Origin of the sequence: Histidinibacterium aquaticum (assembly GCF_008710275.1) — a bacterium.
Lineage (GTDB): Bacteria > Pseudomonadota > Alphaproteobacteria > Rhodobacterales > Rhodobacteraceae > Oceanicola > Oceanicola aquaticus.
Map to the genome: position 1 here is coordinate 280,637 of NZ_VYQE01000004.1, position 20,284 is coordinate 300,920.

Here is a 20,284-nt window from a genome sequence, read left to right on the forward strand (position 1 = left end):
GACGACGCAATGGATTTCGACGCGCTCTTCACCACCCAGCTCGACGCTCTCAAGGCCGAGGGCAACTACCGCTACTTCGCCGAGCTCGAGCGCAAGTGCGGCAAGTTCCCGAAGGCGGCGAACCACGGCGAGGACGGTGTGCGCGACGTGACCGTCTGGTGCTCGAACGACTACCTCGGCATGGGCCAGCACCCGAAGGTGATCGCCGCGATGACCGAGGCGGTGCAGCGCTGCGGCACCGGGGCCGGGGGCACGCGCAACATCTCGGGCACGAACCACGACCACCTCCTGCTGGAGGCCGAACTCGCGGACCTGCACGGCAAGGAGGCGGCGCTGCTCTTCACCTCGGGCTACGTCTCGAACTGGGCCGCGCTCTCGACCCTCGGCTCGCGCCTGCCGGACTGCGTGATCCTCTCGGACGCGGGCAACCATGCCAGCATGATCGAGGGCATCCGCCACTCCCGCGCGCAGAAGGTGATCTGGAAGCACAACGACGTGGCCGATCTCGAGGCCAAGCTCGCGGCGCTCCCCGCGAACGCGCCCAAGATCGTCGCCTTCGAGAGCGTCTATTCCATGGACGGCGACGTCGCCCCGATCCGGGAGATCGTCGAGGTGGCCGAGCGCTACGGCGCGATGACATACCTCGACGAGGTGCACGCCGTGGGCCTCTACGGCCCCCGCGGCGGTGGCATCTCCGAACGTGAGGGGATCGCCGACCGCATCACCCTGATCGAGGGGACGCTGGGCAAGGCCTTCGGCGTCGTCGGCGGCTACATCACCGGCTCGGCCGCGCTCTGCGACTTCATCCGCTCTTTCGCCAGCGGCTTCATCTTCACCACGGCCCTGCCGCCCGCCGTCGCCGCGGCGGCCCGGGCCTCGATCCGGCACCTCAAGGAGAGCGGCGACGAGCGCCGGCGCCACCAGGCGCAGGTCGCCCGGCTGCGCGCCGAGCTCGACCGGGCCGGGATCCCGCATATGCGGAACGAGAGCCACATCGTGCCGGTGATGATCAAGGACCCGGTCAAGACGCGGATGCTCGCCGACTACCTCATGGAGGAATGGGGCATCTACGTGCAGCCGATCAACTACCCCACGGTCCCGAAGGGCACCGAGAGGCTGCGTTTCACGCCTTCGCCGCTCCACACCGACGCCGAAATCGACCGGCTCGTCGTCGCGCTGAGCCATCTGTGGAAGCAGTGTGCGCTGGCCCATGCCGTCGCGTGACGCCCGCTCTTTACGCAACCCGTGAATGCCCTACCATCGCACCCCGACTGGGGAGTCGCGTTCAAGATCCAACGGAGGAAGGACGACTATGAAGACCATGACATTTGCCGCCGCCCTCGGCCTGCTGGCCGCACCGGCCCTCGCCCAGGACGGCCCCGCCGGCGACGCTTCGGCGGGCCAGGAAATCTTCGACCGCAACTGTGTCGCCTGCCACGTCGTCGTCGACGACTCCGGCGAAACGCTCGCGGGCCGCAACGCCCAGACCGGGCCGAACCTCTACGGTGTGGCCGGACGGCAGGTCGCCTCGATTGAGGACTTCCGCTATTCCGACAGCCTGGCCCAGGTCGGCGCCGAGGACGGCCTCGACATGGAGTGGAACGAGGAGCACTTCGTCGCCTACGTTCAGGACCCCACCGGTTGGCTGCGCGAGGTGCTGGACGACCGCCGCGCCCGCGGCAAGATGGCGTTCCAGCTGCGCTCCGAGGAAGACGCGCAGAACGTCTACGCCTACCTGCACTCGCTGGCCCCGCCGGAAGAGGGCGAGATGGCCGAAGAAGGTGAGGGCGAAGGCAGCTGATCCAGCGCCCGACCTGACTATCCGAGGGGGCCGTCCGCCAGGGCGGCCCTTCTCGTTTCGGCGCATGCCCGATCGCCGCGCGCGCCGCTTGACCTCCACGGTGACCCCGGCGTACCCGGCCCTCGATGGTCCGTGATGGCGTCACGGTCCGGATCGCCGCATTTCCGTCCTGCACGCCCGGACGCCCCCGCGACCGCGAGGGGACAGATCGTCACGAGGTGATGCCATGAGCCAGCCCACCGATACCCGCCCCGTTTCGGCGCTCGCCGCGAACGCGGGGCTGATCTGCATGATCGTCGCCATGCTGCTGCTGCCGGTGGGCGATACCTTCGCCAAGGCCCTCACCGGCGCCATCGGTCCGGTCGAGGTCACCATGTGGCGGTTGCTGGCCCAGGCGGTCTGCCTCGTCCTCGTAGGGCTTCTCCTGCGGCACCGGCTCCAGGGCCCGATGTTCTCGCCGGTGGTGGCCCTTTCGGGCGGGCTCATCATGATCACGCTCACCAGCCTGATCGGTGCCTTCGCGGTCATGCCCATCGCGACGGCCATCGCCATCTTCTTCGCCGAGCCGCTGATCCTTACGTTGCTCGCCGTGCCCCTGCTGGGCGAGCGGATCGGTCCGAGGAGGCTTGTCGCCGTCGGCGTCGGGCTCTTTGGCGCAATGGTGGTGATCCGGCCCGGCTTCTCGACCTACGGCTGGGCGACGCTGCTGCCCCTGCTGGCCGCGACGACCTATGCGCTGAACATGATCGTGCTGCGCTACGCCAGCCGCGAGCGGTCGGGCCTGACGATCCAGTGCGGCGCAACGCTCTACGCCGCGGGTGGCATGGTGGTCGTCGTGGCGGCCTGCGGCGCGCTGGGCCTGATCGAGGTCACGCCGCTGAACCGTCCCGCCTGGACCTGGGGCGCGATCGCCGGGGCCGGCGTCTTTGCCGCGGCGAGCTTCGTACTCATCGCCGAGGCCTTCCGCCGGGCCGAGGCCGGGCTGCTCGCGCCTTTCCAGTACCTGGAGATCCTCGGCGCGACGGCGCTTGGCTACTTCGTGTTCGGAGACTTTCCGGACCTGCTGACCTGGGTCGGTATCGCCATCATCCTGGCATCGGGGCTCTACGTCTTCCACCGCGAGCGGCAGCCGGGCGCAGATCGCCCCCCGCGCCGGCGACGCGGGGGGCGTTAACTCTTTTAGCGTTCCATTTCAGGGACATGACCCCACGTCCAAATTTGGACGGTCCTCACGCCTGCGAGGGCAGGAAGGGCGCGTCGTCGCCCCAGAGCTCCCGGATGCGCTCGTCGCGGCGGCAGGCCTCGCGGTAGAAATCATAGGCGTTGGCCTTCGACTTCGGGCCCCGCCGGGTGAGGATGATCTCGTCCTTCTTGTAGTAGTCCTGGTGGTACTCGTCGACGAGGTAGAAGGGCGCTTCGTCGTAGATCGGGGTGACGATCTCCTGGCCGAGTTCCTCCTCGGCCGCCGCCTTCGCCGCCTCGGCGATCTCGCGTTCCTCCGCGTCGTCGACCCAGATGCCGGTACGATAGCTCGGGCCGCGGTCGCAGAACTGGCCGCCGTCGTCGGTGGGGTCGATGGAGCGGAAGAACAGGTCGTAGAGCTGTCGGCGATCGACCACGTCGGGGTCGAACGGGATTTCGACCGCCTCGTAATGGCCGGTGCCTCCGCCGGTCACCTGCCGGTAGGTCGGGTTCTCCACGTCGCCGCCCGTGAAGCCGGAGACGACGTCGCCGACGCCCTCGACCTTCTCAAAATCGGCCTCGACGCACCAGAAACAGCCGCCCGCCACGGTGATCGTCGCCGGGTACTGCTCGTCCTGGGCGCGGGCCTTGTCCGCATTCAGCCAGCTGCCCGCCGCGATTCCCGCGATCAGAAGGCCGCTCTTCAGACAGGATTTCATCGTCGCCATGGGCTATCCTCCTTGCTTGCCGGAACGGTGTGCCCAAGACACGGGTCCGTCCAGTCACCCGGGCGTGACGTCACGGGCGTTTTACTCCTTGGAACAATCGGATCGCCCCCGTAGCGTTCCGCCATGACAGAGGTAAGCACCCACGCCAGCGTCGAGGATGTCCGGAACGAGCAGGTTCTCGTCTGGGTCAACGGCGTGCTGAAGCCGCGGCCCGAGGCGGTCGTCAACGTCTACGATTCCGGCTTCATGCTGGGCGACGGCATCTGGGAGGGGCTGCGCCTCTACGACGGGCGCTGGGCCTTCATGGACGACCACCTCGACCGCCTGTTCGAGGCGGCGAAGGCCATCGACCTCGAGTTGCCGCTCGACCGCGAGGGGATCGCCGACGCGCTGGAAGAGACCCGCGCCGCGAACGGGATGGAGACCGACGCCCATGCCCGCCTGATGGTAACGCGCGGGATCAAGCACCGGCCGTTCCAGCACCCGTCGCTATCGCGCCAGGGGCCGACGATGGTCATCATCATGGAGCATTCGACCCCGTCGATCCCGCGCCCTATCCGGCTGGCGACGGTGCCGCACCAGCGTGGCCTGCCGATGACGCAGGACCCGAAGCTCAACTCGCATTCCAAGCTGAACTGCATCCTCGCCTGCATCGCCGCCGAGAAGGCCGGGGCCGACGAAGCACTGATGCTCGACGTGCATGGCTTTGTGAACACCACCAACGCCTGCAATTTCTTCATCGTCCGCAAGGGCGAGGTTTGGACCTCTACCGGCGACTACTGCATGAACGGGATAACGCGGCGGAAGGTGATCGACCTCTGCCGTGCGAACGGCATCCCGGTCTTCGAGAGGAACTTCTCGCTGGTGGACACCTACTCTGCCGAGGAGGCCTTCCTCACCGGGACTTTCGGAGCGCAGACCCCGGTGGGCGAGATCGACGGGCGGCGTATCGGCGAGGGCCGCCTCGGCCCGGTGACGGAGCGGATCCGGGGACTCTACAAGGAGCTGATCGCGGCATGAAGATCGCCTGCTGGTCCGGCCCGCGGAACCTCTCGACCGCGATGATGTACGCCTTCGCGGCCCGCGGCGACTGCGCCGTCTGGGACGAGCCATTCTATGCGCCCTACCTCGTGCGGACGGGCCGCGCCGACCCGATGCGGGACGAGATCATCGCGAGCCACGAGACCGACCCGAACCTCGTCGGCGCAATGTGCGGCGGCTCGATCCCCGAGGGAAAAAGCCACTACTACATGAAGCATATGGCCCTCCACATGCTGCCGGACTTCCCGCTGGACTGGGCCGAGAGCTGCACGCATGTTCACCTCCTGCGCCACCCCGCGCGGGTGATCGCAAGCTACTCGGACAAGCGGGACGAGGTGACGGCCGACGACATCGGCTTCCACCAGCAGGCCGAGATCTTCGACAAGGTCGGAGGAGTCGTCGTCGACAGCGCCGACATTCGCGCCGATCCGGGCGCCACGCTGCGGCGGCTCTGCGAGGCGATCGGGCTGGACTACCGGCCGGAGATGCTGCGCTGGCCCGAGGGCGGTCACCGGTCCGACGGCGTCTGGGCGGCGCACTGGTACGAGGCGATCCACCGCAGCACCGGCTTTGCCGGCGCCGAGGGCGACCTGCCGGAGCTCACCGGACGCGACGCGGCCTTGGCCGAAGAGGCCATGCCGCACTACGAAAAACTGCTCTCCCTCAAGATCTGACGCTCGAAGAAAAAATGCTGCAGGCCCCGAAACTCTTCCGGGCTGCTCTCCGTGTCTTGAACCGACGCCTCGAAATCGGGGCGCGGTAACATGGAGATATGAACAATGCTTCGCACTTTTCTGACCGTCGGCCTCTATGCCACCTCCGCCACCATCGCGCTTGCCGCGGGACACGAGGAGATGGCTCCTGCCGTGACCGCCAGCGACCAGGACGTCTCGGGCGGCACCGTGACCGCCGAGTCGATCACCGCCGCTGAGAATGGCTGGCTGGTCGTGCACCGCACCGACGAGGAAATGGCCCCGGGCCCTGTCGTGGGTTACGCCCCGCTCAAGATGGGCGAGAACATGGACGTCAGCGCCATCCTTCAGGAAGACGTCGCCTCGGGCGATATGCTGATGCTCATGGTCCACTCCGAGGCCGGCGGCAACGAGACGGGTGTCTTCGAGTACACGCTCGGCGCGACCGAGGACGGCCCGATCCGCATCGAGGACGAACTGGTGATGACCACGATCACCGCCCAGTAAGTCAGGAATCCGGCTCGCGCGTCTGTCAGTTCCGCGCGGGTCGGTTCACGGGGAACCGGTCGCTGAATCCCTCGTCGGCCGGTTCTTCGCGACCGGGGCCATACCTGTCCCCGGTCACCCGCTCCCGGGCGGAGTCCATCGCCCGTACCGGGAGCGTCACTTGATCCGCTTGTTCCGCGCGGCGAGCAGCTTCAGCCGAAGGGCGTTCAGCTGGATGAAGCCGGCGGCGTCCTTCTGGTCGTATGCGCCGAGGTCGTCCTCGAAGGTGACGTGCGCCTCGGAATAGAGCGAGTTCTCCGACCAGCGGGCGACGGTGCGGGCCGACCCCTTGTACAGCTTCAGCCGGACGGTGCCCGAGACGGGCTCCTGGCTCTTGTCGATCGCCGCCTGGAGCATCTCGCGCTCGGGCGAGAACCAGAAGCCGTTGTAGATGAGCTCCGCGTAGCGGGGCATCAGCGAGTCCTTGAGGTGCCCCGAGCCGCTGTCGAGGGTGATCTGCTCGATCCCGCGGTGCGCCTCGATCAGGATCGTACCGCCGGGCGTCTCGTAGATGCCGCGGGACTTCATGCCGACGAAACGGTTCTCGACGAGGTCGAGCCGGCCGATGCCGTGCAGCTTGCCCAGTTCGTTGAGCTTGGTGAGGATCGTGGCCGGCGACATGGCCTCGCCGTCGATTGCGACGGCGTCGCCCTTCTCGAAGGTGATCTCGACCATCTCCGGCGTATCGGGCGCCGTCTCGGGGTCGTCGGTGCGCTGGTAGACGTAGTCGGGGGCCTCCTGGCCCGGGTCTTCCAGCACCTTGCCCTCGGACGAGGTGTGCAGGAGGTTCGCATCGACCGAGAAGGGCGCCTCGCCCCGCTTGTCCTTGGCGATCGGGATCTGGTTCTTTTCGGCAAACTCCAGGAGCTTCGTCCGCGAGGTCAGGTCCCACTCGCGCCAGGGCGCGATGACCTTGATCTCGGGGTCGAGCGCATAGGCGGCGAGTTCGAACCGGACCTGGTCGTTGCCCTTGCCGGTTGCGCCGTGGGAGACGGCGTCGGCGCCGGTCCCGGCCGCGATCTCGACCAGACGCTTGGAGATCAGCGGGCGCGCGATGGAGGTGCCCAGCAGGTACAGCCCCTCGTAGAGCGCATTCGCGCGGAACATCGGAAAGACGAAGTCGCGCACGAACTCCTCTCGGAGGTCCTCAATGTAGATGTTCTCGGGCTTGATACCGAGCATCTCCGCCTTCTTGCGGGCGGGATCGAGCTCTTCTCCCTGGCCGAGATCGGCGGTGAAGGTCACGACCTCGCAGCCGTATTCGGTCTGGAGCCACTTGAGGATGATCGAGGTGTCCAGGCCGCCGGAATAGGCGAGGACGACTTTCTTCGGCGCGGGCATGGGTTCTCCGTCTTCTGACGGAGGCAGGGGGTAGCGGGAAACGCCCCTGACGGCAAGCTGGCGCCTTGACCGCTGACGGGGCGCGGGCCACGGTCCCGGCGACCCGGACAAGGAGACGGCGATGGCGGTCCAGATCCTCAGGCACGCGATCCTGATGGTGCTCAACAACCTCGGCGACGCGCTGAAGGCCACGCTGGCGCCGCTGGTCGCTGGAGCGGTCGCCGTGATGCTGCTCTTCGCCGTACTGGGAATCGACGTCGAGGCGCTTTCCGCGCTCTCCGGTCCCGGGGGCGACCCCCTGGCGCAGGAAGACCTGCCGCCCGAGGCATTGCAGAACGTCGGGTCGCTGATGATCTTCCTGCTTCTGGCGGCGCTGATCTCGATCCTCTGTTTCAGCTGGGCCGCCGTGGTGTGGCATCGATTCATCCTGCTCGAGGAATATCCCCCCGCGCTTCCCAGCCCGTCCGGGAAACCGGTCGGCGCCTATCTATGGCGGTCGCTCCTGGTGGCGATCCTGCTCATTGTCGTGATGATCCCGGTTTCGCTGATCGGCGGGCTGCTGCTGGGGCCCCTGCTGGCCGGTTCGCCGGTTCTCGCCACCGCCGTCTTCAGCACCGTCTTCGGCGTGCTCGCGAGCTACCTCTGGCTGCGCTGGGCGATGGTCCTGCCGGCAGTGGCCGTCGGCCGGGGCCTGACGATCCGCGATAGCTGGAAGGCGACAGGGCGGCTCGGGTCGACGATCCTGGGCGTGAGCGTGCTCACGATCCTGCTGAACCTCGTCCTTGGGCTCCTTGCCGTACCCTTTGGCGCCTCGTTCGTGGCCCTGCTGGTCAACATCGTCGTCAGCTGGTTCACCGCGCTGGTGGGTCTGTCGATCCTCACGACCCTCTACGGCCACCTGATCGAAGATCGGCCCCTGGTCGAATAGAGGCGCTTCAGCGCCTCCCGCTCGCCGTCGTTGGCGACGGCTTCCAGTGCTTCCTCCGGCGTGAGCCAGAGCGCGGTATGTCCCGGTTCGGTCGGCGGCCCGAGACGGCGGACGGGGACGGCCACGTAAAGGTGGGCGATCTTCTCGGCCCACTTGTCGTATTCCGGCATGTAGGCGAAGCGGCGATAGGCTCCGATCCGGCGCGGCCGGGCGATCAGCCAGCCGGTCTCCTCGTAGACCTCCCGGTGCAACGCGCGGACAGGTCCTTCGCCCGGGTCGATCCCGCCGCCGGGGCACTGGAACTCGGGTTCCGGTTCGGCCTGGAAGGTGACCAGCAACTTGCCGCCGCGCGGCAGGATCGCGTAGGCCCCCGGGCGCGGGCGGTAGCGGATGCCGGGGCGGACCGGTTCGCCGTAGCGGGGGATCATGGGGTTTCACCTTGCGTTGCCGCGATTATATGGACGCGGTATGCCAAGCCCCGACAAGATGGGAAAGACCATGACCCTCGGCTCTCAGATCGCCTGGGACGACACCGTGCTGCCGTTCCAGCTCGACCGCTCGGACATCCGCGGCCGCGTGGCGCGGCTCGACGGTGTGCTGGACCGGGTGCTCGAGCAGCATGACTACCCTGCGCCGATCGAATCGCTGGTGGCGGAGATGGCTCTGCTGACCGCGATGATCGGCCAGACGATCAAGCTTCGCTGGAAGCTCTCGCTGCAGGTGCGAGGCGACGGCCCCGCGCGGTTGATCGCGACGGACTATTACGCGCCGCCCTCCGAAGGCGAGCCCGCGCATGTGCGTGCCTATGCTTCCTACGACGCGGACCGGCTGCACGAAAGCGCCGAGCCCTTCGGCCTGATCGGCAAGGGCTACTTCGCCATCCTCATCGACCAGGGCGAGGGGACGACACCGTACCAGGGGATCACGCCGATCGCCGGCGGGTCGCTCTCGGCCTGTGCGGAGACCTATTTCGCGCAGTCCGAGCAGCTGCCGACGCGCTTTGCCCTCAGCTACGGCCGCTCGTCCTCGCCCGGCACGGGCGAGACCTGGCGCGCAGGCGGCGTGATGCTGCAGGTGATGCCCGCCGCCTCTCCTTTTGCCGGTGGTGGTGGCTCGGGGGAAGAGGGGCTGATGGAGCCCTCGGACATTCTCGAAGGCGACGAGGAAGAGAACTGGGGCCGCGCGAACATGCTGCTCGACACGGTCGAGGAACTGGAGCTGATCGGACCCTCGGTGCAGCCGACGGAACTGCTCGTCCGGCTCTTCCACGAGGAGGGACCGCGCGTCTTCGACCCGCAGCCCGTGGCCTTCGGGTGTTCCTGTTCGCCCGAGAAGGTGCGGCAGACCCTGTCGATCTACTCGGCCAAGGACATCCGCCACATGACGACCGACGACGGCATCGTCACGGCGGACTGCCAGTTCTGCGGGGCGCACTACGAGTTCGATCCCGAAACGCTGGGATTCGAAGCGACGAAGGATCCGTGAGCGGGCTGCGCGAGCGTTTGACGGCGGCCCTTTCGGCCGCCGGTGAAGGGTCCTCCGACCACGACTTGAACGCCGACGTCCACCTGCCGCCGGGCCGCATCCTGCGTCCGGCGGCGGTCCTCGTCGGCGTGACCGAGGCGGGGCGGGTCGTCCTGACCCAAAGATCCTCGCTTCTGAAGCATCACCCGGGCCAGATCGCCTTTCCGGGAGGAAAGGTGGAAGATGACGAGACGCCGGAGCAGGCGGCTCTCCGCGAGGCGCGCGAGGAGATCGGGCTCGATCCGGCCTCCGTCGAGCTTCTCGGCACCCTGCCGCCGCACGAGACGGTGACGGGTTTCACGATCACGCCTTACATGGCCCTGATCCACGGAACATTCGACCCGGTGCCCGAGGCCGGGGAAGTCGCCGAGGTCTTCGAAGTGCCGCTCGGCCATGTCACCGACGCGGCCCGCTTCCGGATCGAGGGTCGGCTCTGGCAGGGCCGGGTCAGACACTATTACACCGTGCCGTGGGGCCCCTATTACATCTGGGGCGCGACGGCGCGGATCCTGCGCGGACTGGCGGGGCGGATGTCATGCGAATGATCGAGGCCGACTGGCTGCAGAACCCCCAGGCCCAGAAGGTCTGCGCGATGCTCACCGATGCCGGTCACCAGGCCTGGTTCGTCGGGGGCTGCGTGCGCAATGCGCTGATCGATATGCCGGCGACGGATCTCGACATTGCCACCGAGGCCCACCCCGAGCGCGTCATCGAGCTGGCCGAGGCCGCCGGGCTGAAGCCGGTTCCGACGGGGATCGACCACGGGACGGTGACGGTCGTCGCCGAGGGCCGGCCCTTCGAGGTCACGACCTTCCGCCGGGACGTGGAGACGGACGGTCGGCGCGCCGTGGTGGTCTTCGCCGACTCGCTGGAAGAGGACGCGCGGCGTCGGGACTTCACAATGAACGCGCTCTACGCGGCGCCGGACGGGCGGGTTACGGATCCGGTCGGGGGGCTGCCCGACCTCGAAGCGCGGCGGCTACGCTTCATCGGCGATCCGCATGACCGCATCCGCGAGGACTATCTTCGCATCCTCCGTTTCTTCCGATTCCACGCCTGGTACGGAGAGGACCTCGACGAGGAGGGGCTCGCCGCCTGCGCCTCCGAGGCGGATGGCATCGAAGGCCTCTCGCGGGAACGGATCGGCCACGAGATGCGCAAACTGCTTGCCGCGCCCGACCCGGCCCCCGCGACTGCGGCGATGGAGCAGGCCGGTGTGCTCTGGCGCGTCCTGCCCGGGACCTCGTCCGCCGGACTCGCGCCGCTCGTGCATCTCGAAGGGATGGTGGGCCTGGCGGCAAACTGGCCACGGCGACTGGCGGTCCTTGGCGGTGACGGGCAGGACGAGCTGTTGCGGCTTTCGAGAGCGGAGGCCCGGCAGGTGAGAGCCCTCCAGGAGGCGGCGAGCGGCAGCGCGCCTGCGGCCGAGCTCGGGTACCGGATGGGCGCGGACGCCGGGCTGGACGCGCTGCTCGTGCGAGGGGCGCTTCAGGGCGGCTTTTTCGACCCGAACCTCGCCGAGGACGTTCGGCGCGGGGCGCGCCAGAATTTCCCCATCAGCTCTGCTGACCTGGCCGAGCGATACCAGGGGCCGGCCCTTGGGAGGGCGCTCCGGGAGACCGAGCAGCGATGGATCGATAGCGATTTCCGCCTGAACAGAGACGAGTTGCTGAAGTGATCGGTCCGCTCGCGGGGTTCGTTTTCCTGGGCCTTTTCTCGCCCGGTCCCAACGTGATCTTGCTGACGGCCTCCGGCGCGAGGTTCGGATTCCGCCGGACGGTGCCGCACTTGCTGGGGGTCGCCCTCGGCGTCGGCGTCACCAGCTTCGTGACCGGGCTTGGTGTCGGGTCGCTGCTGCTGGCCCGGCCCGGGCTCACGCTCGCCCTCAAGATCGTTGCCTGTCTCTGGATCCTCTGGATGGCGGTGCAGCTCTGGCGCTCGGACCCGGTGCGCCGCGAGGCGGAGCGGCCCTTCACCCTGACCAAGGCAGTGCTGTTCCAGTGGGTGAACCCCAAGGTCTGGGCGGTGGCTCTGGCGGCGACGGCCTTCGTGGCCGAGCTCGGGCCCCTGGGTCAGGCGGCGACACTCGGGCTGACATTCTCGGTCATCAACCTGGGCGTCTGCCTGTTCTGGACCTCCGCCGGCAGCCTGCTCTCGCGCCTGCTCTCGGACCCAGCCAAATGGCGGCTCTTCATGCGGGGGATGGCGGTTGCCCTCGCGGCGTTCGCGGGGCTGGTTTTCCTCTGACGGAAGACGGTCTATATCCCGCAGGCACGCGGGTGGCCGGTGGCCGCCCGTCTCCCGAGAGGCCCGATGTTCCGATGGTTCGAAAGCCTCGTCGATCCCTATACCGCGTATCAGGAGACCGACGCCCCCCCGACCCGGTTGGTGCCGTACCTGCGGTCCTTCTCCGGGCCGTTTCGGCGTGTCTTCGCGGCGACGGCCTTCATCACGGCTCTCGTGGCGATCACCGAGGTCTGGATGATCTGGTACCTCGGCGAGCTGACCGACCTGCTGTCCGGCGGCGTGCCGGCGGAGATCTGGGCTGAGAACTGGCCAGAGTTCATCGCGGTCGCCGTCTTCATCCTTCTGATCCGGCCGGCGGTGCAGGTCCTGAACGAGCTGATCCTGAACCACGGCGTCGGCGTAAGTTGGGGGACCCTGATCCGCTGGCGCGTGCACCGGCACGTCATGCGCCAGTCGGTCGGCTGGTTCGAGAACGACTTTGCCGGGCGCGTCGCGAACCGGGTGATGCAGACGCCCTCCGCCGCGAACGAGGTCGCCTTCCAGGTCTTCGATGCGGTTGCCTACGCCGTGACCTACGCCATCGGCGCTGCGGTCCTGCTCTCCGGCGCCGATCCGCGGCTGCTCTTGCCCCTGCTGATCTGGCTCGCGCTCTACGCCGCGCTGATGGTCTGGGCGGTGCGCAACGTGGCGCCTCGGTCCAAGGCCTCGTCCGAGGCGCGGTCGCAGCTCAACGGGCGGCTGGTGGATGGGTATACGAACATCCACTCGGTGAAGATGTTCGCGCACCACGACCGGGAGATCGAGTACGGCCGCGAAGCGATCGAGGAGGTCCGCCGCACCTTCGGGCGCGAGATGCAGGTCTACTCGCTGATGAACGGGATGCTCGTGTTCCTGAACGGCGTCCTGATCGTCGGCGTCGTCGGCTGGGCGATGGGCCTGTTCTTCACCGGTCAGGCGAGTCTCGGGATCGTCGTCGCGGCCTCCGCGCTGGTGCTGCGTCTCAACGGGATGACCGGCTGGATCATGTGGGCTGTCACCAATCTGTTCCAGCAGCTCGGCATCGTCGCCGAGGGAATGCAGACGACGAGCGCGCCCGTGACGCTCAAGGATGCGCCTGGCGCGCAGGACCTCGAGGTCACCGAGGGCCGGATCGAAATCGAGCACCTCTCGCATCACTACGGCCGCGAGGTCGGCGGACTCGACGACGTCGACCTCACCGTCTCACCCGGTGAAAAGGTGGGTCTCGTCGGACCTTCGGGTGCGGGCAAATCGACCCTGGTGAAGCTGCTTCTCCGGTTTTATGACGCCGAGTCCGGGCAGATCCTCATCGATGGACAGGACATCTCCTCGGTCACGCAGGAGAGCCTCCGCCGCTCCATCGGCATGGTGCAGCAGGACAGCTCCCTCCTGCACCGGTCCGTGCGTGAGAACATCCTCTACGGTCGTCCCGAGGCAAGCGAGGACGAGGTGCTCGCCGCCGCGCGTCAGGCCGAGGCGAATGACTTCATCGTCGATCTCGAGGACCGGCACGGGAACCGCGGATACGATGCGCAGGTTGGCGAGCGCGGCGTGAAGCTCTCGGGCGGGCAGCGGCAACGGATCGCGCTGGCCCGGGTGATGCTGAAGGACGCGCCGATCCTTGTGCTGGACGAAGCGACGAGCGCGCTCGACAGCGAGGTCGAGGCGGCGATCCAGGAGACGCTCTATGGCCTGATGGAAGGCAAGACGGTGATCGCCATCGCGCACCGGCTGTCGACCATCGCGCGGATGGACCGGATCGTGGTGATGCAGGACGGACGCGTGATCGAGGACGGCCCGCACGAGGCGCTGCTTGCGCAGGGCGGGCTCTACGCCCGGCTCTGGGCGCGGCAGTCGGGCGGGTTCCTCGGCGAGACGGAGACGGAGGCGGCGGAATGATAAGACGACTATACGATCGCTGGATCCACTGGGCCGCGAACCTGATCCAGAGCGTTCAGCCCGCCGACGGACCGCCGCCGCGGACGCTCTGGCGCTTCATCGCCTGGTGCCTGAAGGGCGCCTGGCCGATCCTCGCGCTCGCGACCTTCATCTCGGCCTTCACCGGCGCCTCCGAGGTTCTGACCATGTGGCTGCTGGGCGAGGCGGTGGACGCCGCCGCCACCGGCTGGGCGCAGTTCTGGGCGGACTACTGGTGGCTCGTCGTTCTTTCGGCGGTGACCCTGCTGATCCTCCGTCCCCTTTTCTTCGGCGCCTCGGCGACGTTCCAGGCAGTCGTCATCAACCCTTCCGTCTTCACGCTCACGCTCTCGCGGCTGCATCGCTGGACGCTGGGCCACGCGGTGACGTTCTTTGACAACGATTTCGCCGGGCGCCTGGCACAGAAGCAGATGCAGGCGGCGCGGTCGCTGACAGAGGCCGTGGTCGAAACGGTCAACGCGATCCTCTTCGGGCTCGCCTCGGTGATCGGCGCGCTGATCCTCGTCGGGGCGGTCAACCTCTGGCTGATGCCCATCGTGATCGTCTGGTTCGCCGCCTACGCCTTCTTCCTGCGGGTTTTCCTGCCGCGCATCCGCGTGCGCTCCAAGGCGCGGGCCGCTGCACGGGCCATGGTGACGGGCCAGGTCGTGGACACGATCACCAACATCAAGACGGTGAAGCTCTTTGCCCGGGCGGATCACGAGGATGAGGCGGCCCTCGAGGAAATGGCGAACTTCGAGAAGCGCTCGGTCGAGTTCGGCCGGGTTTCGGCCCTGTTCCGGCTCGGTCTCGTCTTTCTCGCGGGCACCTTGCCGATCGCGCTCGTGGGGGCGGGCATCTGGATGGGTGAGGCCGGTGGCGTGACCCCGGGCGACATCGCCGCCATGGGCTCCGTCGCCATCCGGCTCGCGCAGATGACCGGTTGGATCAGCTTCACCCTACTCGCCATCTACGGCCACATCGGCGAGGTCGAGGACGGGATGCACACGCTGACCCCGCCTCACACGCTCGTCGACGCGCCCGACGCCACCGAACTGAAGGTGGATAAAGGCGAGATCGTCTTCGAGGACGTGACCTTCGGCTACGGCCGCGACGTGGGTGGCGTCGAGGGCATCCGCCTTACGGTGAAGCCCGGCGAGAAACTCGGGATCGTCGGTGCCTCCGGCGCGGGCAAGTCCACTCTGCTGTCGCTACTCCTGCGGCTCTACGACCCCGAGAAGGGACGGGTGACCATCGACGGGCAGGATATCTCGAAGGTCACGCAGGAGAGCCTTCGCGCGGCCATCGGGATGGTCACGCAGGAGACTGCCATGTTCAATCGGACCGCGCGGGACAACATCGTCTACGGCCGACCGGAGGCGACGGAGGACGAGCTGATCTCGGCGGCGGAAAAGGCCGAGGCGCACGAGTTCATTCTCGACATGGAGGATCACAAGGGTCGCCAGGGCTACGAGGCGCATCTCGGCGAGCGGGGCGTGAAGCTCTCCGGCGGTCAGCGGCAGCGCATCGCGCTCGCCCGGGCGATGATCAAGGATGCCCCGATCCTCGTGCTGGACGAGGCCACATCGGCGCTCGACTCCGAGGTCGAGGCGGCAATCCAGGAGGCGCTGGAGCGGGCGATGGAAGGCAAGACCGTCATCGCCATCGCGCACCGGCTTTCGACGATTTCCGACATGGACCGGATCATCGTTCTGGATCATGGCCGCATCGCCGAGGAAGGCACCCACGACGAGCTGATCGCCCGCGCCGGCCTCTATGCCCGGTTCTGGGATCGGCAGTCCGGAGGCTTCGCACGCGAGGCGGCGGAGTGACGGACACCGCGCTCGCCATCGAGGGGCTGGCACCCTCGGGCCTCGGCCGGGCCGAGGATGGCTCGCTGGTGCCCTTTGCCCTGCCCGGCGACGCCGTGACGGCGGGCGGCAAGGTAATCGAGCGCGCGGCGGAGCATGCCGCGCCGCCCTGTCCGCATTTCGCGCGTTGTGGGGGCTGCGTCATCCAGCATGCGAGCGATGCCTTCGTCGCCGATTGGAAGGCCGGGATGGTGCGCGACGCCCTGACCCGGAACGGTCTCTCAGCCGAGATCGCGGGCGTCGAGACTTCTCCGCCCGCCACGCGCCGCCGGGCCAAGATCGCCGGGCGCAGGACCAAGTCCGGGGCGCTCGTCGGTTTTCATGAACGGCGGACTCACCAGATCGTGCCGATCCCCTCGTGCAAGGTTCTCCGCCCCGCCCTGGTCGAGCTCTTGCCCGCGCTCGAGACCCTGACGCGTCGCATCGCGAGCCGGAAGGGCGAGGTGGCCTACACCGTCACCGAGACCGAGACGGGACCCGATCTGCTGATCTCGGGCGGCAAGGCGCTCGACGGGGCGCTGCGGATGGAGCTGGCGGCTTTCGCGCAGGAACAGTCCCTCTCGCGCCTCGTCTGGGAAGACGAGCCAATCGTCACGCGCACGCCACCCTTCCACCGGATGGGCCGCGCGGAGGTCGCTCCGCCTCCGGGCGCGTTCTTGCAGGCGACGCGGGAGGGCGAGCAGGCCCTCGTGTCGCGTGTCACCGAGGCCGTCGGAGACGCGAGGCGGGTGATCGACCTTTTCAGCGGTTGCGGGACCTTCTCGCTCCCACTGGCGGAGCGGGCGGAGGTCCATGCCGTCGAGGTCTTCGGACCGATGCTCAAGTCGCTCGACCACGGATGGCGGCATGCGAAGGGGCTGAAGCGGGTCACGACCGAGACCCGCGATCTTTTCCGGGAGCCGGTGCGCGCCGATGAGCTCTCGCGTTTCGAGGCCGCCGTTCTGGACCCGCCCCGGAAAGGCGCCCGCGCGCAGGTCGCGCAGGTTGCTGCCTCGTCGCTCGGACGGGTCGTGATGGTTTCCTGCAACCCGGCGACCTTCGCACAGGATGCCCGCGTTCTAGTCGAGGCCGGCTTCGAGATGGGACCGATCACCGTCGTGGACCAGTTTCGCTGGTCCGCGCATGTCGAGCTGGTTTCCGCCTTCACGCGTCTGTGACCGCCTGGGGAGCTACACCGGACGTAGCGTCTCGTGTAAACACTTCGAAAAAGCGCTTGGGCAGAGGGGCAGTTTCATGCGCGTTCGGATATTTGTACTGCTTGCGGTGCTCGTCGGCTTGGCTGCCTGCGCGCCGCCGTCGAAGTTCCTGACCTACAACGGCCCGGCCGTGACCCAGGTCCTGCTCTTCAAGGAGCAGCGCCGTCTCTACCTGATGCACCACGATCAGACGCTCGAGAGCTACGAGTTCGAACTCGGCTTCGCGCCCACAGGGCACAAGACCTTCGAGGGCGACGGGCGCACGCCCGAGGGCCACTACTTCATCGATCGGCGGAACCCGAACAGCGAATATCACCTCTCCGTCGGAATCTCCTATCCTGACGCCGAGGACGTGGCCCGCGCGCTCGAGATGGAGCTCGAGCCCGGCGGCGACATCTTCATCCATGGAACGCCCAGTCTCTTCGCGGACCGCGACGACTGGACCGCGGGCTGTATCGCCGTCTCGAACGAGGCCATCGAGAAGATCTACGCGATGGTCCCGAACGGAACGCCGATCACGATCTACCCCTAGGCGCCCGGCCGCAGCGGCGGGGCGACGGCGGGCTGAGCGGAGGCCTCGGGCGTCGGGGCGGGACGTGGTGCCTGGATCGCTTCTGTACCCATGACCAGAGTCCACCACAGCTTGCCCGCGGGCTCCTGGTACCAGGCGAAGCCCAGCTGTCGGGCGCGAGGGTCCATGATGACCTCCCGCGTGTCCGGCTGCTCCATCCAGGCGCCTAGCGTCTCGATCTCGGACTCGTAGCTCTCGGAGATCGTCTCTCCAAGGATCAAGCCGCCGTAGCCGACGCGTCGCGCGCGATCGAGCGGCGACGAGCCGTCCGACCCGAAGTGCCAGGGCCGGTTCTGCACGGCCATGTCGCGGGCGTGCGTCGCGGCGGCCGAGTTCAGGCGGGGATCGTAGCGGACCGGCGTAAGACCCTGGGCCTGCCGCAGGGTGTTCACGCTGTCGAGCAGGCGGATCTGCACGGCGTCCGCCTCTTCCGGTGCGATGCGGTAGATCTGGGGCAGGGGCAGGCCGTCCGGCCCGATGGCCACCTGCGGGCCGCGCCCGCCACATGCCGCAAGCGCCAGCAGGGCCGCGCCGAGTACCAGAGTCCGCTTCATCGCCTACCTCAGTGTGACGTTTCGGACGGCGGCTTACTCCCTCCGGCGTGGCCTTTCAAACCCAGATGGGCGGGAAGGTGCCGGTCGCACGGGCCCGTGAATTGCGGCGTCCCTCGCGTGAGCCTAAGCCATTCTCGTTCGAGCAGTTAACCGGAGGCAGGAACATGTCCCGACACCTCACGCGCCGCGGTTTCATCGCGACATCCGCGGCCGCCCTGGGCACCGGCGCGCTCGCGCAGGAGAACTCGACGGAGATCGAGGCCGACATCTCGCGCGCCACGCCCCGCAACGTATCGTCCTTCCGCTCCCTGGACTGGCGGCCCTATTTCGAGAGTCTCGCGGGCGGTGCGATCCTCTGTGACATCCGGTCCCGCGCGCTGCACTTCTGGTCGGAAGACCAGAGCATCTACAAGCTCTACCCGACCTCCGTCCCGCTGACCGAGGACCTGACCCGGCGCGGCCGGACCGAAGTGATCCGCAAGGTCGAGGGCCCGGACTGGCGCCCGACTCCCGAGATGCAGCAGCGGAATCCCGAGTGGCCAGACTACGTACCGCCGGGGCCGAACAACCCGCTCGGCACCCACGCGCTCTACCTGTCCTGGCAGTATTACCGCATCCACGGGACACACGACACGCGGAAGATCGGCCGGCGCAGCTCGAACGGCTGCATCGGGCTCTACAACGAGCACATCTCCGAACTCTTCAGCCTGACCGGTGTCGGGACCCAGGTGCTCTTGATCTGACGAAGCTGCCGGGCGAAGGTTCAGGAAGACCGACCGGAGGGCCCCATGACGCGCAAGATACTCGCCGCTACCCTCGCCGCCAGCCTGGCGGCGACGTCCCTCCACGCGGACCAGCACGAGCCCGCGCCGCAGCCGACGATGGAGGGCATCGAGCAGCGCACGATGGGCGGCTCGTTCCCCGTCGAGACGGTCGTCACCTTCGTGCTGCTTGGGATCATCGCGGCCGCGATCAGCGCCAACAACAGTAGCGGTGGTGGCGCATCGGTCGGCGCGGGGGCCGGTCGCTGATCAGTCGACCCAGCCGGAGAGGTTCTCGTCGATCACGTTGACCAGCGCATCGATGTGCGCCGGATCGTCGTTGAGGCAGGGGATGTAGGTGAATTCCTCTCCCCCGGCTTCCTCGAAGCTCTCGCGGATCTCCTCGTTGATCTCCTCGAGCGTCTCGATGCAATCGGCGGAGAATGCCGGTGCACAGACCGCGATCCGCTTCTTGCCGCGTTCGGCGAGGCGGGCGACCTCCTCAACGGTGTAGGGCTGCAGCCACTCCTCGGGACCGAAGCGCGACTGGAAGGTCGTCGTGATCTTGGTGTCGTCCCAACCGAGCCTCTCCTTCAACAGGCGCGTCGTCTTCTGGCACTGGCAGTGGTAGGGGTCGCCCTCTTCAAGGTAGCGCTTCGGCACGCCGTGGTAGGAGCAGACGAGGATGTCGGGACGGTTTTCCAGCTCGGCGTACTTGCGCTCGATCGACTGGGCGAGCGCCTCGATGTAATCGGGCCGGTCGTAATACGGATCGACGATCCGCGCCGTCGGCTGCCAGGTCTCCTTCATCAGCGCGCGGAAGAACTGGTCATTCGCCGTTGCCGAGGTCGCGCCGGCGTAGTGCGGATAGAGCGGGAAGAAGAGGATCTTTCGGCACCCGGCCTCGACCATTTCCCGCACCTTGGACTCGGTCGAGGGATTGCCGTAGCGCATGCAGAAATCGACGCGGACCTCGCTGCCGTGGCGCTTCTTCAACTCGGCGGCGATGGAAGCGGTCTGCGACTTGGTGATCGTCATCAAGGGGGACTCGTTCGCCTCCTCGTTCCAGATCGAGCGGTAGGCCGCGCCGCTGGAAAAGGGCCGCTTGCTCAGGATCACGAGCTGCAGGAGCGGCTGCCAGATCCAGGGGGAATAGTCGATCACCCGACGGTCAGAGAGGAACTCGCCCAGGTAACGCCGCATCGACCAGTAGTCGGTGGCATCGGGCGTGCCGAGATTGGCGAGAAGAATGCCGACCCGGGCCGGCTTGATGGCGGGATGATCCTCGGGAGCATGGGCCGGGCGCGCAGCAGTCGCGGATCCGTCCGATTTCACATCAAACATGGGCGTCGCCTCGTCCATCATC

At 67.6% G+C, this 20,284-nt stretch carries 22 protein-coding genes; 17 read left to right on the forward strand and 5 right to left on the reverse strand.

Translation table 11 applies throughout. The annotated features are described in order from the left end of the window. Positions 1–9: 9 nt before the first annotated feature. From hemA to F3S47_RS14015, 3 genes are all read left to right on the forward strand, one after another. A complete protein-coding gene (gene hemA / locus F3S47_RS14005) occupies positions 10–1,224 on the forward strand; it encodes a 5-aminolevulinate synthase (protein WP_150445901.1) in 1,215 nt (404 codons plus the stop codon). A gap of 88 nt (positions 1,225–1,312) precedes the next feature. Beyond that, the gene (locus F3S47_RS14010) at positions 1,313–1,801 is read left to right on the forward strand and encodes a c-type cytochrome (RefSeq protein ID WP_150445902.1); all 489 of its coding nucleotides are present in this window, start codon (positions 1,313–1,315) and stop codon (positions 1,799–1,801) included. Between the two features lie 226 nt (positions 1,802–2,027). Then, entirely contained in the window at positions 2,028–2,975 is a 948-nt protein-coding gene (locus tag F3S47_RS14015) for a DMT family transporter (RefSeq protein WP_223877831.1), read from the forward strand. A gap of 55 nt (positions 2,976–3,030) precedes the next feature. Here F3S47_RS14015 and msrA read toward each other — a convergent pair whose 3' ends face one another. Beyond that, a complete protein-coding gene (gene msrA, locus F3S47_RS14020; RefSeq protein WP_150445903.1) occupies positions 3,031–3,711 on the reverse strand; it encodes a peptide-methionine (S)-S-oxide reductase MsrA in 681 nt (226 codons plus the stop codon). A gap of 123 nt (positions 3,712–3,834) precedes the next feature. Here msrA and F3S47_RS14025 point away from each other — a divergent pair, with 123 nt between their 5' ends. The 3 genes from F3S47_RS14025 to F3S47_RS14035 all read left to right on the forward strand — a co-directional run bounded on the left by F3S47_RS14025 (position 3,835) and on the right by F3S47_RS14035 (position 5,951). After that, positions 3,835–4,731: a D-amino acid aminotransferase gene (locus tag F3S47_RS14025; protein WP_150445904.1), complete on the forward strand. Its 897-nt coding sequence runs from the start codon at positions 3,835–3,837 to the stop codon at positions 4,729–4,731. Next, positions 4,728–5,426 carry a sulfotransferase-like domain-containing protein gene (locus tag F3S47_RS14030; RefSeq protein WP_150445905.1) on the forward strand — a complete coding sequence of 233 codons (699 nt, stop codon included), beginning with the start codon at positions 4,728–4,730 and terminating at the stop codon, positions 5,424–5,426. The genes F3S47_RS14025 and F3S47_RS14030 overlap by 4 nt, the downstream gene beginning before the upstream one ends. Before the next feature lie 105 nt (positions 5,427–5,531). Further along, positions 5,532–5,951: a DUF7282 domain-containing protein gene (locus tag F3S47_RS14035; RefSeq protein WP_150445906.1), complete on the forward strand. Its 420-nt coding sequence runs from the start codon at positions 5,532–5,534 to the stop codon at positions 5,949–5,951. A gap of 156 nt (positions 5,952–6,107) precedes the next feature. Here F3S47_RS14035 and F3S47_RS14040 read toward each other — a convergent pair whose 3' ends face one another. Next, positions 6,108–7,331, reverse strand: coding sequence for an argininosuccinate synthase (locus F3S47_RS14040; RefSeq protein ID WP_150445907.1), 1,224 nt, complete (start codon positions 7,329–7,331; stop codon positions 6,108–6,110). 121 nt (positions 7,332–7,452) lie between these two features. Here F3S47_RS14040 and F3S47_RS14045 point away from each other — a divergent pair, with 121 nt between their 5' ends. Continuing rightward, positions 7,453–8,259 carry a hypothetical protein gene (locus tag F3S47_RS14045; protein ID WP_150445908.1) on the forward strand — a complete coding sequence of 269 codons (807 nt, stop codon included), beginning with the start codon at positions 7,453–7,455 and terminating at the stop codon, positions 8,257–8,259. Here F3S47_RS14045 and F3S47_RS14050 read toward each other — a convergent pair. After that, positions 8,220–8,687 carry an NUDIX hydrolase gene (locus tag F3S47_RS14050; RefSeq protein ID WP_150445909.1) on the reverse strand — a complete coding sequence of 156 codons (468 nt, stop codon included), beginning with the start codon at positions 8,685–8,687 and terminating at the stop codon, positions 8,220–8,222. The two genes, F3S47_RS14045 and F3S47_RS14050, sit on opposite strands and share 40 nt — an antisense overlap. A gap of 70 nt (positions 8,688–8,757) precedes the next feature. Between F3S47_RS14050 and hslO the strand changes: the two genes are divergently transcribed. The 8 genes from hslO to F3S47_RS14090 all read left to right on the forward strand — a co-directional run bounded on the left by hslO (position 8,758) and on the right by F3S47_RS14090 (position 17,564). Next, positions 8,758–9,744, forward strand: a complete 987-nt coding sequence (gene hslO / locus F3S47_RS14055; protein WP_150445910.1) for an Hsp33 family molecular chaperone HslO — start codon at positions 8,758–8,760, stop codon at positions 9,742–9,744. Beyond that, positions 9,741–10,328: an NUDIX hydrolase gene (locus tag F3S47_RS14060; RefSeq protein ID WP_150445911.1), complete on the forward strand. Its 588-nt coding sequence runs from the start codon at positions 9,741–9,743 to the stop codon at positions 10,326–10,328. The genes hslO and F3S47_RS14060 overlap by 4 nt, the downstream gene beginning before the upstream one ends. Continuing rightward, positions 10,319–11,461 carry a CCA tRNA nucleotidyltransferase gene (locus F3S47_RS14065; RefSeq protein ID WP_150445912.1) on the forward strand — a complete coding sequence of 381 codons (1,143 nt, stop codon included), beginning with the start codon at positions 10,319–10,321 and terminating at the stop codon, positions 11,459–11,461. Before F3S47_RS14060 ends, F3S47_RS14065 begins: the two co-directional genes overlap by 10 nt. Continuing rightward, positions 11,458–12,030, forward strand: coding sequence for a LysE family translocator (locus F3S47_RS14070; protein ID WP_191090196.1), 573 nt, complete (start codon positions 11,458–11,460; stop codon positions 12,028–12,030). The genes F3S47_RS14065 and F3S47_RS14070 overlap by 4 nt, the downstream gene beginning before the upstream one ends. A 66-nt stretch (positions 12,031–12,096) precedes the next feature. Next, positions 12,097–13,947: an ABC transporter ATP-binding protein gene (locus tag F3S47_RS14075; protein ID WP_150445913.1), complete on the forward strand. Its 1,851-nt coding sequence runs from the start codon at positions 12,097–12,099 to the stop codon at positions 13,945–13,947. Continuing rightward, positions 13,944–15,797, forward strand: a complete 1,854-nt coding sequence (locus F3S47_RS14080) for an ABC transporter ATP-binding protein (protein WP_150445914.1) — start codon at positions 13,944–13,946, stop codon at positions 15,795–15,797. The genes F3S47_RS14075 and F3S47_RS14080 overlap by 4 nt, the downstream gene beginning before the upstream one ends. Beyond that, positions 15,794–16,993, forward strand: coding sequence for a class I SAM-dependent RNA methyltransferase (locus F3S47_RS14085; protein ID WP_223877832.1), 1,200 nt, complete (start codon positions 15,794–15,796; stop codon positions 16,991–16,993). Before F3S47_RS14080 ends, F3S47_RS14085 begins: the two co-directional genes overlap by 4 nt. 76 nt (positions 16,994–17,069) lie before the next feature. Then, positions 17,070–17,564, forward strand: a complete 495-nt coding sequence (locus F3S47_RS14090) for a L,D-transpeptidase family protein (RefSeq protein WP_150445915.1) — start codon at positions 17,070–17,072, stop codon at positions 17,562–17,564. Here the strand turns inward: F3S47_RS14090 and F3S47_RS14095 are convergent. Beyond that, positions 17,561–18,157: a CAP domain-containing protein gene (locus tag F3S47_RS14095; protein ID WP_150445916.1), complete on the reverse strand. Its 597-nt coding sequence runs from the start codon at positions 18,155–18,157 to the stop codon at positions 17,561–17,563. The genes F3S47_RS14090 and F3S47_RS14095 overlap by 4 nt on opposite strands. A gap of 164 nt (positions 18,158–18,321) precedes the next feature. Between F3S47_RS14095 and F3S47_RS14100 the strand changes: the two genes are divergently transcribed. Both F3S47_RS14100 and F3S47_RS14105 read left to right on the forward strand, forming a co-directional pair. Further along, positions 18,322–18,900 carry a L,D-transpeptidase gene (locus tag F3S47_RS14100; RefSeq protein ID WP_150445917.1) on the forward strand — a complete coding sequence of 193 codons (579 nt, stop codon included), beginning with the start codon at positions 18,322–18,324 and terminating at the stop codon, positions 18,898–18,900. 45 nt (positions 18,901–18,945) lie between these two features. Further along, positions 18,946–19,188, forward strand: a complete 243-nt coding sequence (locus tag F3S47_RS14105) for a hypothetical protein (RefSeq protein ID WP_150445918.1) — start codon at positions 18,946–18,948, stop codon at positions 19,186–19,188. Here F3S47_RS14105 and hemH read toward each other — a convergent pair whose 3' ends face one another. Then, a complete protein-coding gene (gene hemH / locus F3S47_RS14110) occupies positions 19,189–20,262 on the reverse strand; it encodes a ferrochelatase (protein WP_150445919.1) in 1,074 nt (357 codons plus the stop codon). Positions 20,263–20,284 lie beyond the last annotated feature (22 nt).

Bases quoted from the DNA above. Each gene is read 5' to 3' on its own strand.
- hemA (WP_150445901.1), top strand. From the start codon at position 10: ATGGATTTCGACGCGCTCTTCACCACCCAGCTCGACGCTCTCAAGGCC.
- F3S47_RS14010 (WP_150445902.1), top strand. From the start codon at position 1,313: ATGAAGACCATGACATTTGCCGCCGCCCTCGGCCTGCTGGCCGCACCG.
- F3S47_RS14015 (WP_223877831.1), top strand. From the start codon at position 2,028: ATGAGCCAGCCCACCGATACCCGCCCCGTTTCGGCGCTCGCCGCGAAC.
- msrA (WP_150445903.1), bottom strand. From the start codon at position 3,711: ATGGCGACGATGAAATCCTGTCTGAAGAGCGGCCTTCTGATCGCGGGA.
- F3S47_RS14025 (WP_150445904.1), top strand. From the start codon at position 3,835: ATGACAGAGGTAAGCACCCACGCCAGCGTCGAGGATGTCCGGAACGAG.
- F3S47_RS14030 (WP_150445905.1), top strand. From the start codon at position 4,728: ATGAAGATCGCCTGCTGGTCCGGCCCGCGGAACCTCTCGACCGCGATG.
- F3S47_RS14035 (WP_150445906.1), top strand. From the start codon at position 5,532: ATGCTTCGCACTTTTCTGACCGTCGGCCTCTATGCCACCTCCGCCACC.
- F3S47_RS14040 (WP_150445907.1), bottom strand. From the start codon at position 7,331: ATGCCCGCGCCGAAGAAAGTCGTCCTCGCCTATTCCGGCGGCCTGGAC.
- F3S47_RS14045 (WP_150445908.1), top strand. From the start codon at position 7,453: ATGGCGGTCCAGATCCTCAGGCACGCGATCCTGATGGTGCTCAACAAC.
- F3S47_RS14050 (WP_150445909.1), bottom strand. From the start codon at position 8,687: ATGATCCCCCGCTACGGCGAACCGGTCCGCCCCGGCATCCGCTACCGC.
- hslO (WP_150445910.1), top strand. From the start codon at position 8,758: ATGACCCTCGGCTCTCAGATCGCCTGGGACGACACCGTGCTGCCGTTC.
- F3S47_RS14065 (WP_150445912.1), top strand. From the start codon at position 10,319: ATGCGAATGATCGAGGCCGACTGGCTGCAGAACCCCCAGGCCCAGAAG.
- F3S47_RS14075 (WP_150445913.1), top strand. From the start codon at position 12,097: ATGTTCCGATGGTTCGAAAGCCTCGTCGATCCCTATACCGCGTATCAG.
- F3S47_RS14080 (WP_150445914.1), top strand. From the start codon at position 13,944: ATGATAAGACGACTATACGATCGCTGGATCCACTGGGCCGCGAACCTG.
- F3S47_RS14090 (WP_150445915.1), top strand. From the start codon at position 17,070: ATGCGCGTTCGGATATTTGTACTGCTTGCGGTGCTCGTCGGCTTGGCT.
- F3S47_RS14095 (WP_150445916.1), bottom strand. From the start codon at position 18,157: ATGAAGCGGACTCTGGTACTCGGCGCGGCCCTGCTGGCGCTTGCGGCA.
- F3S47_RS14100 (WP_150445917.1), top strand. From the start codon at position 18,322: ATGTCCCGACACCTCACGCGCCGCGGTTTCATCGCGACATCCGCGGCC.
- F3S47_RS14105 (WP_150445918.1), top strand. From the start codon at position 18,946: ATGACGCGCAAGATACTCGCCGCTACCCTCGCCGCCAGCCTGGCGGCG.
- hemH (WP_150445919.1), bottom strand. From the start codon at position 20,262: ATGTTTGATGTGAAATCGGACGGATCCGCGACTGCTGCGCGCCCGGCC.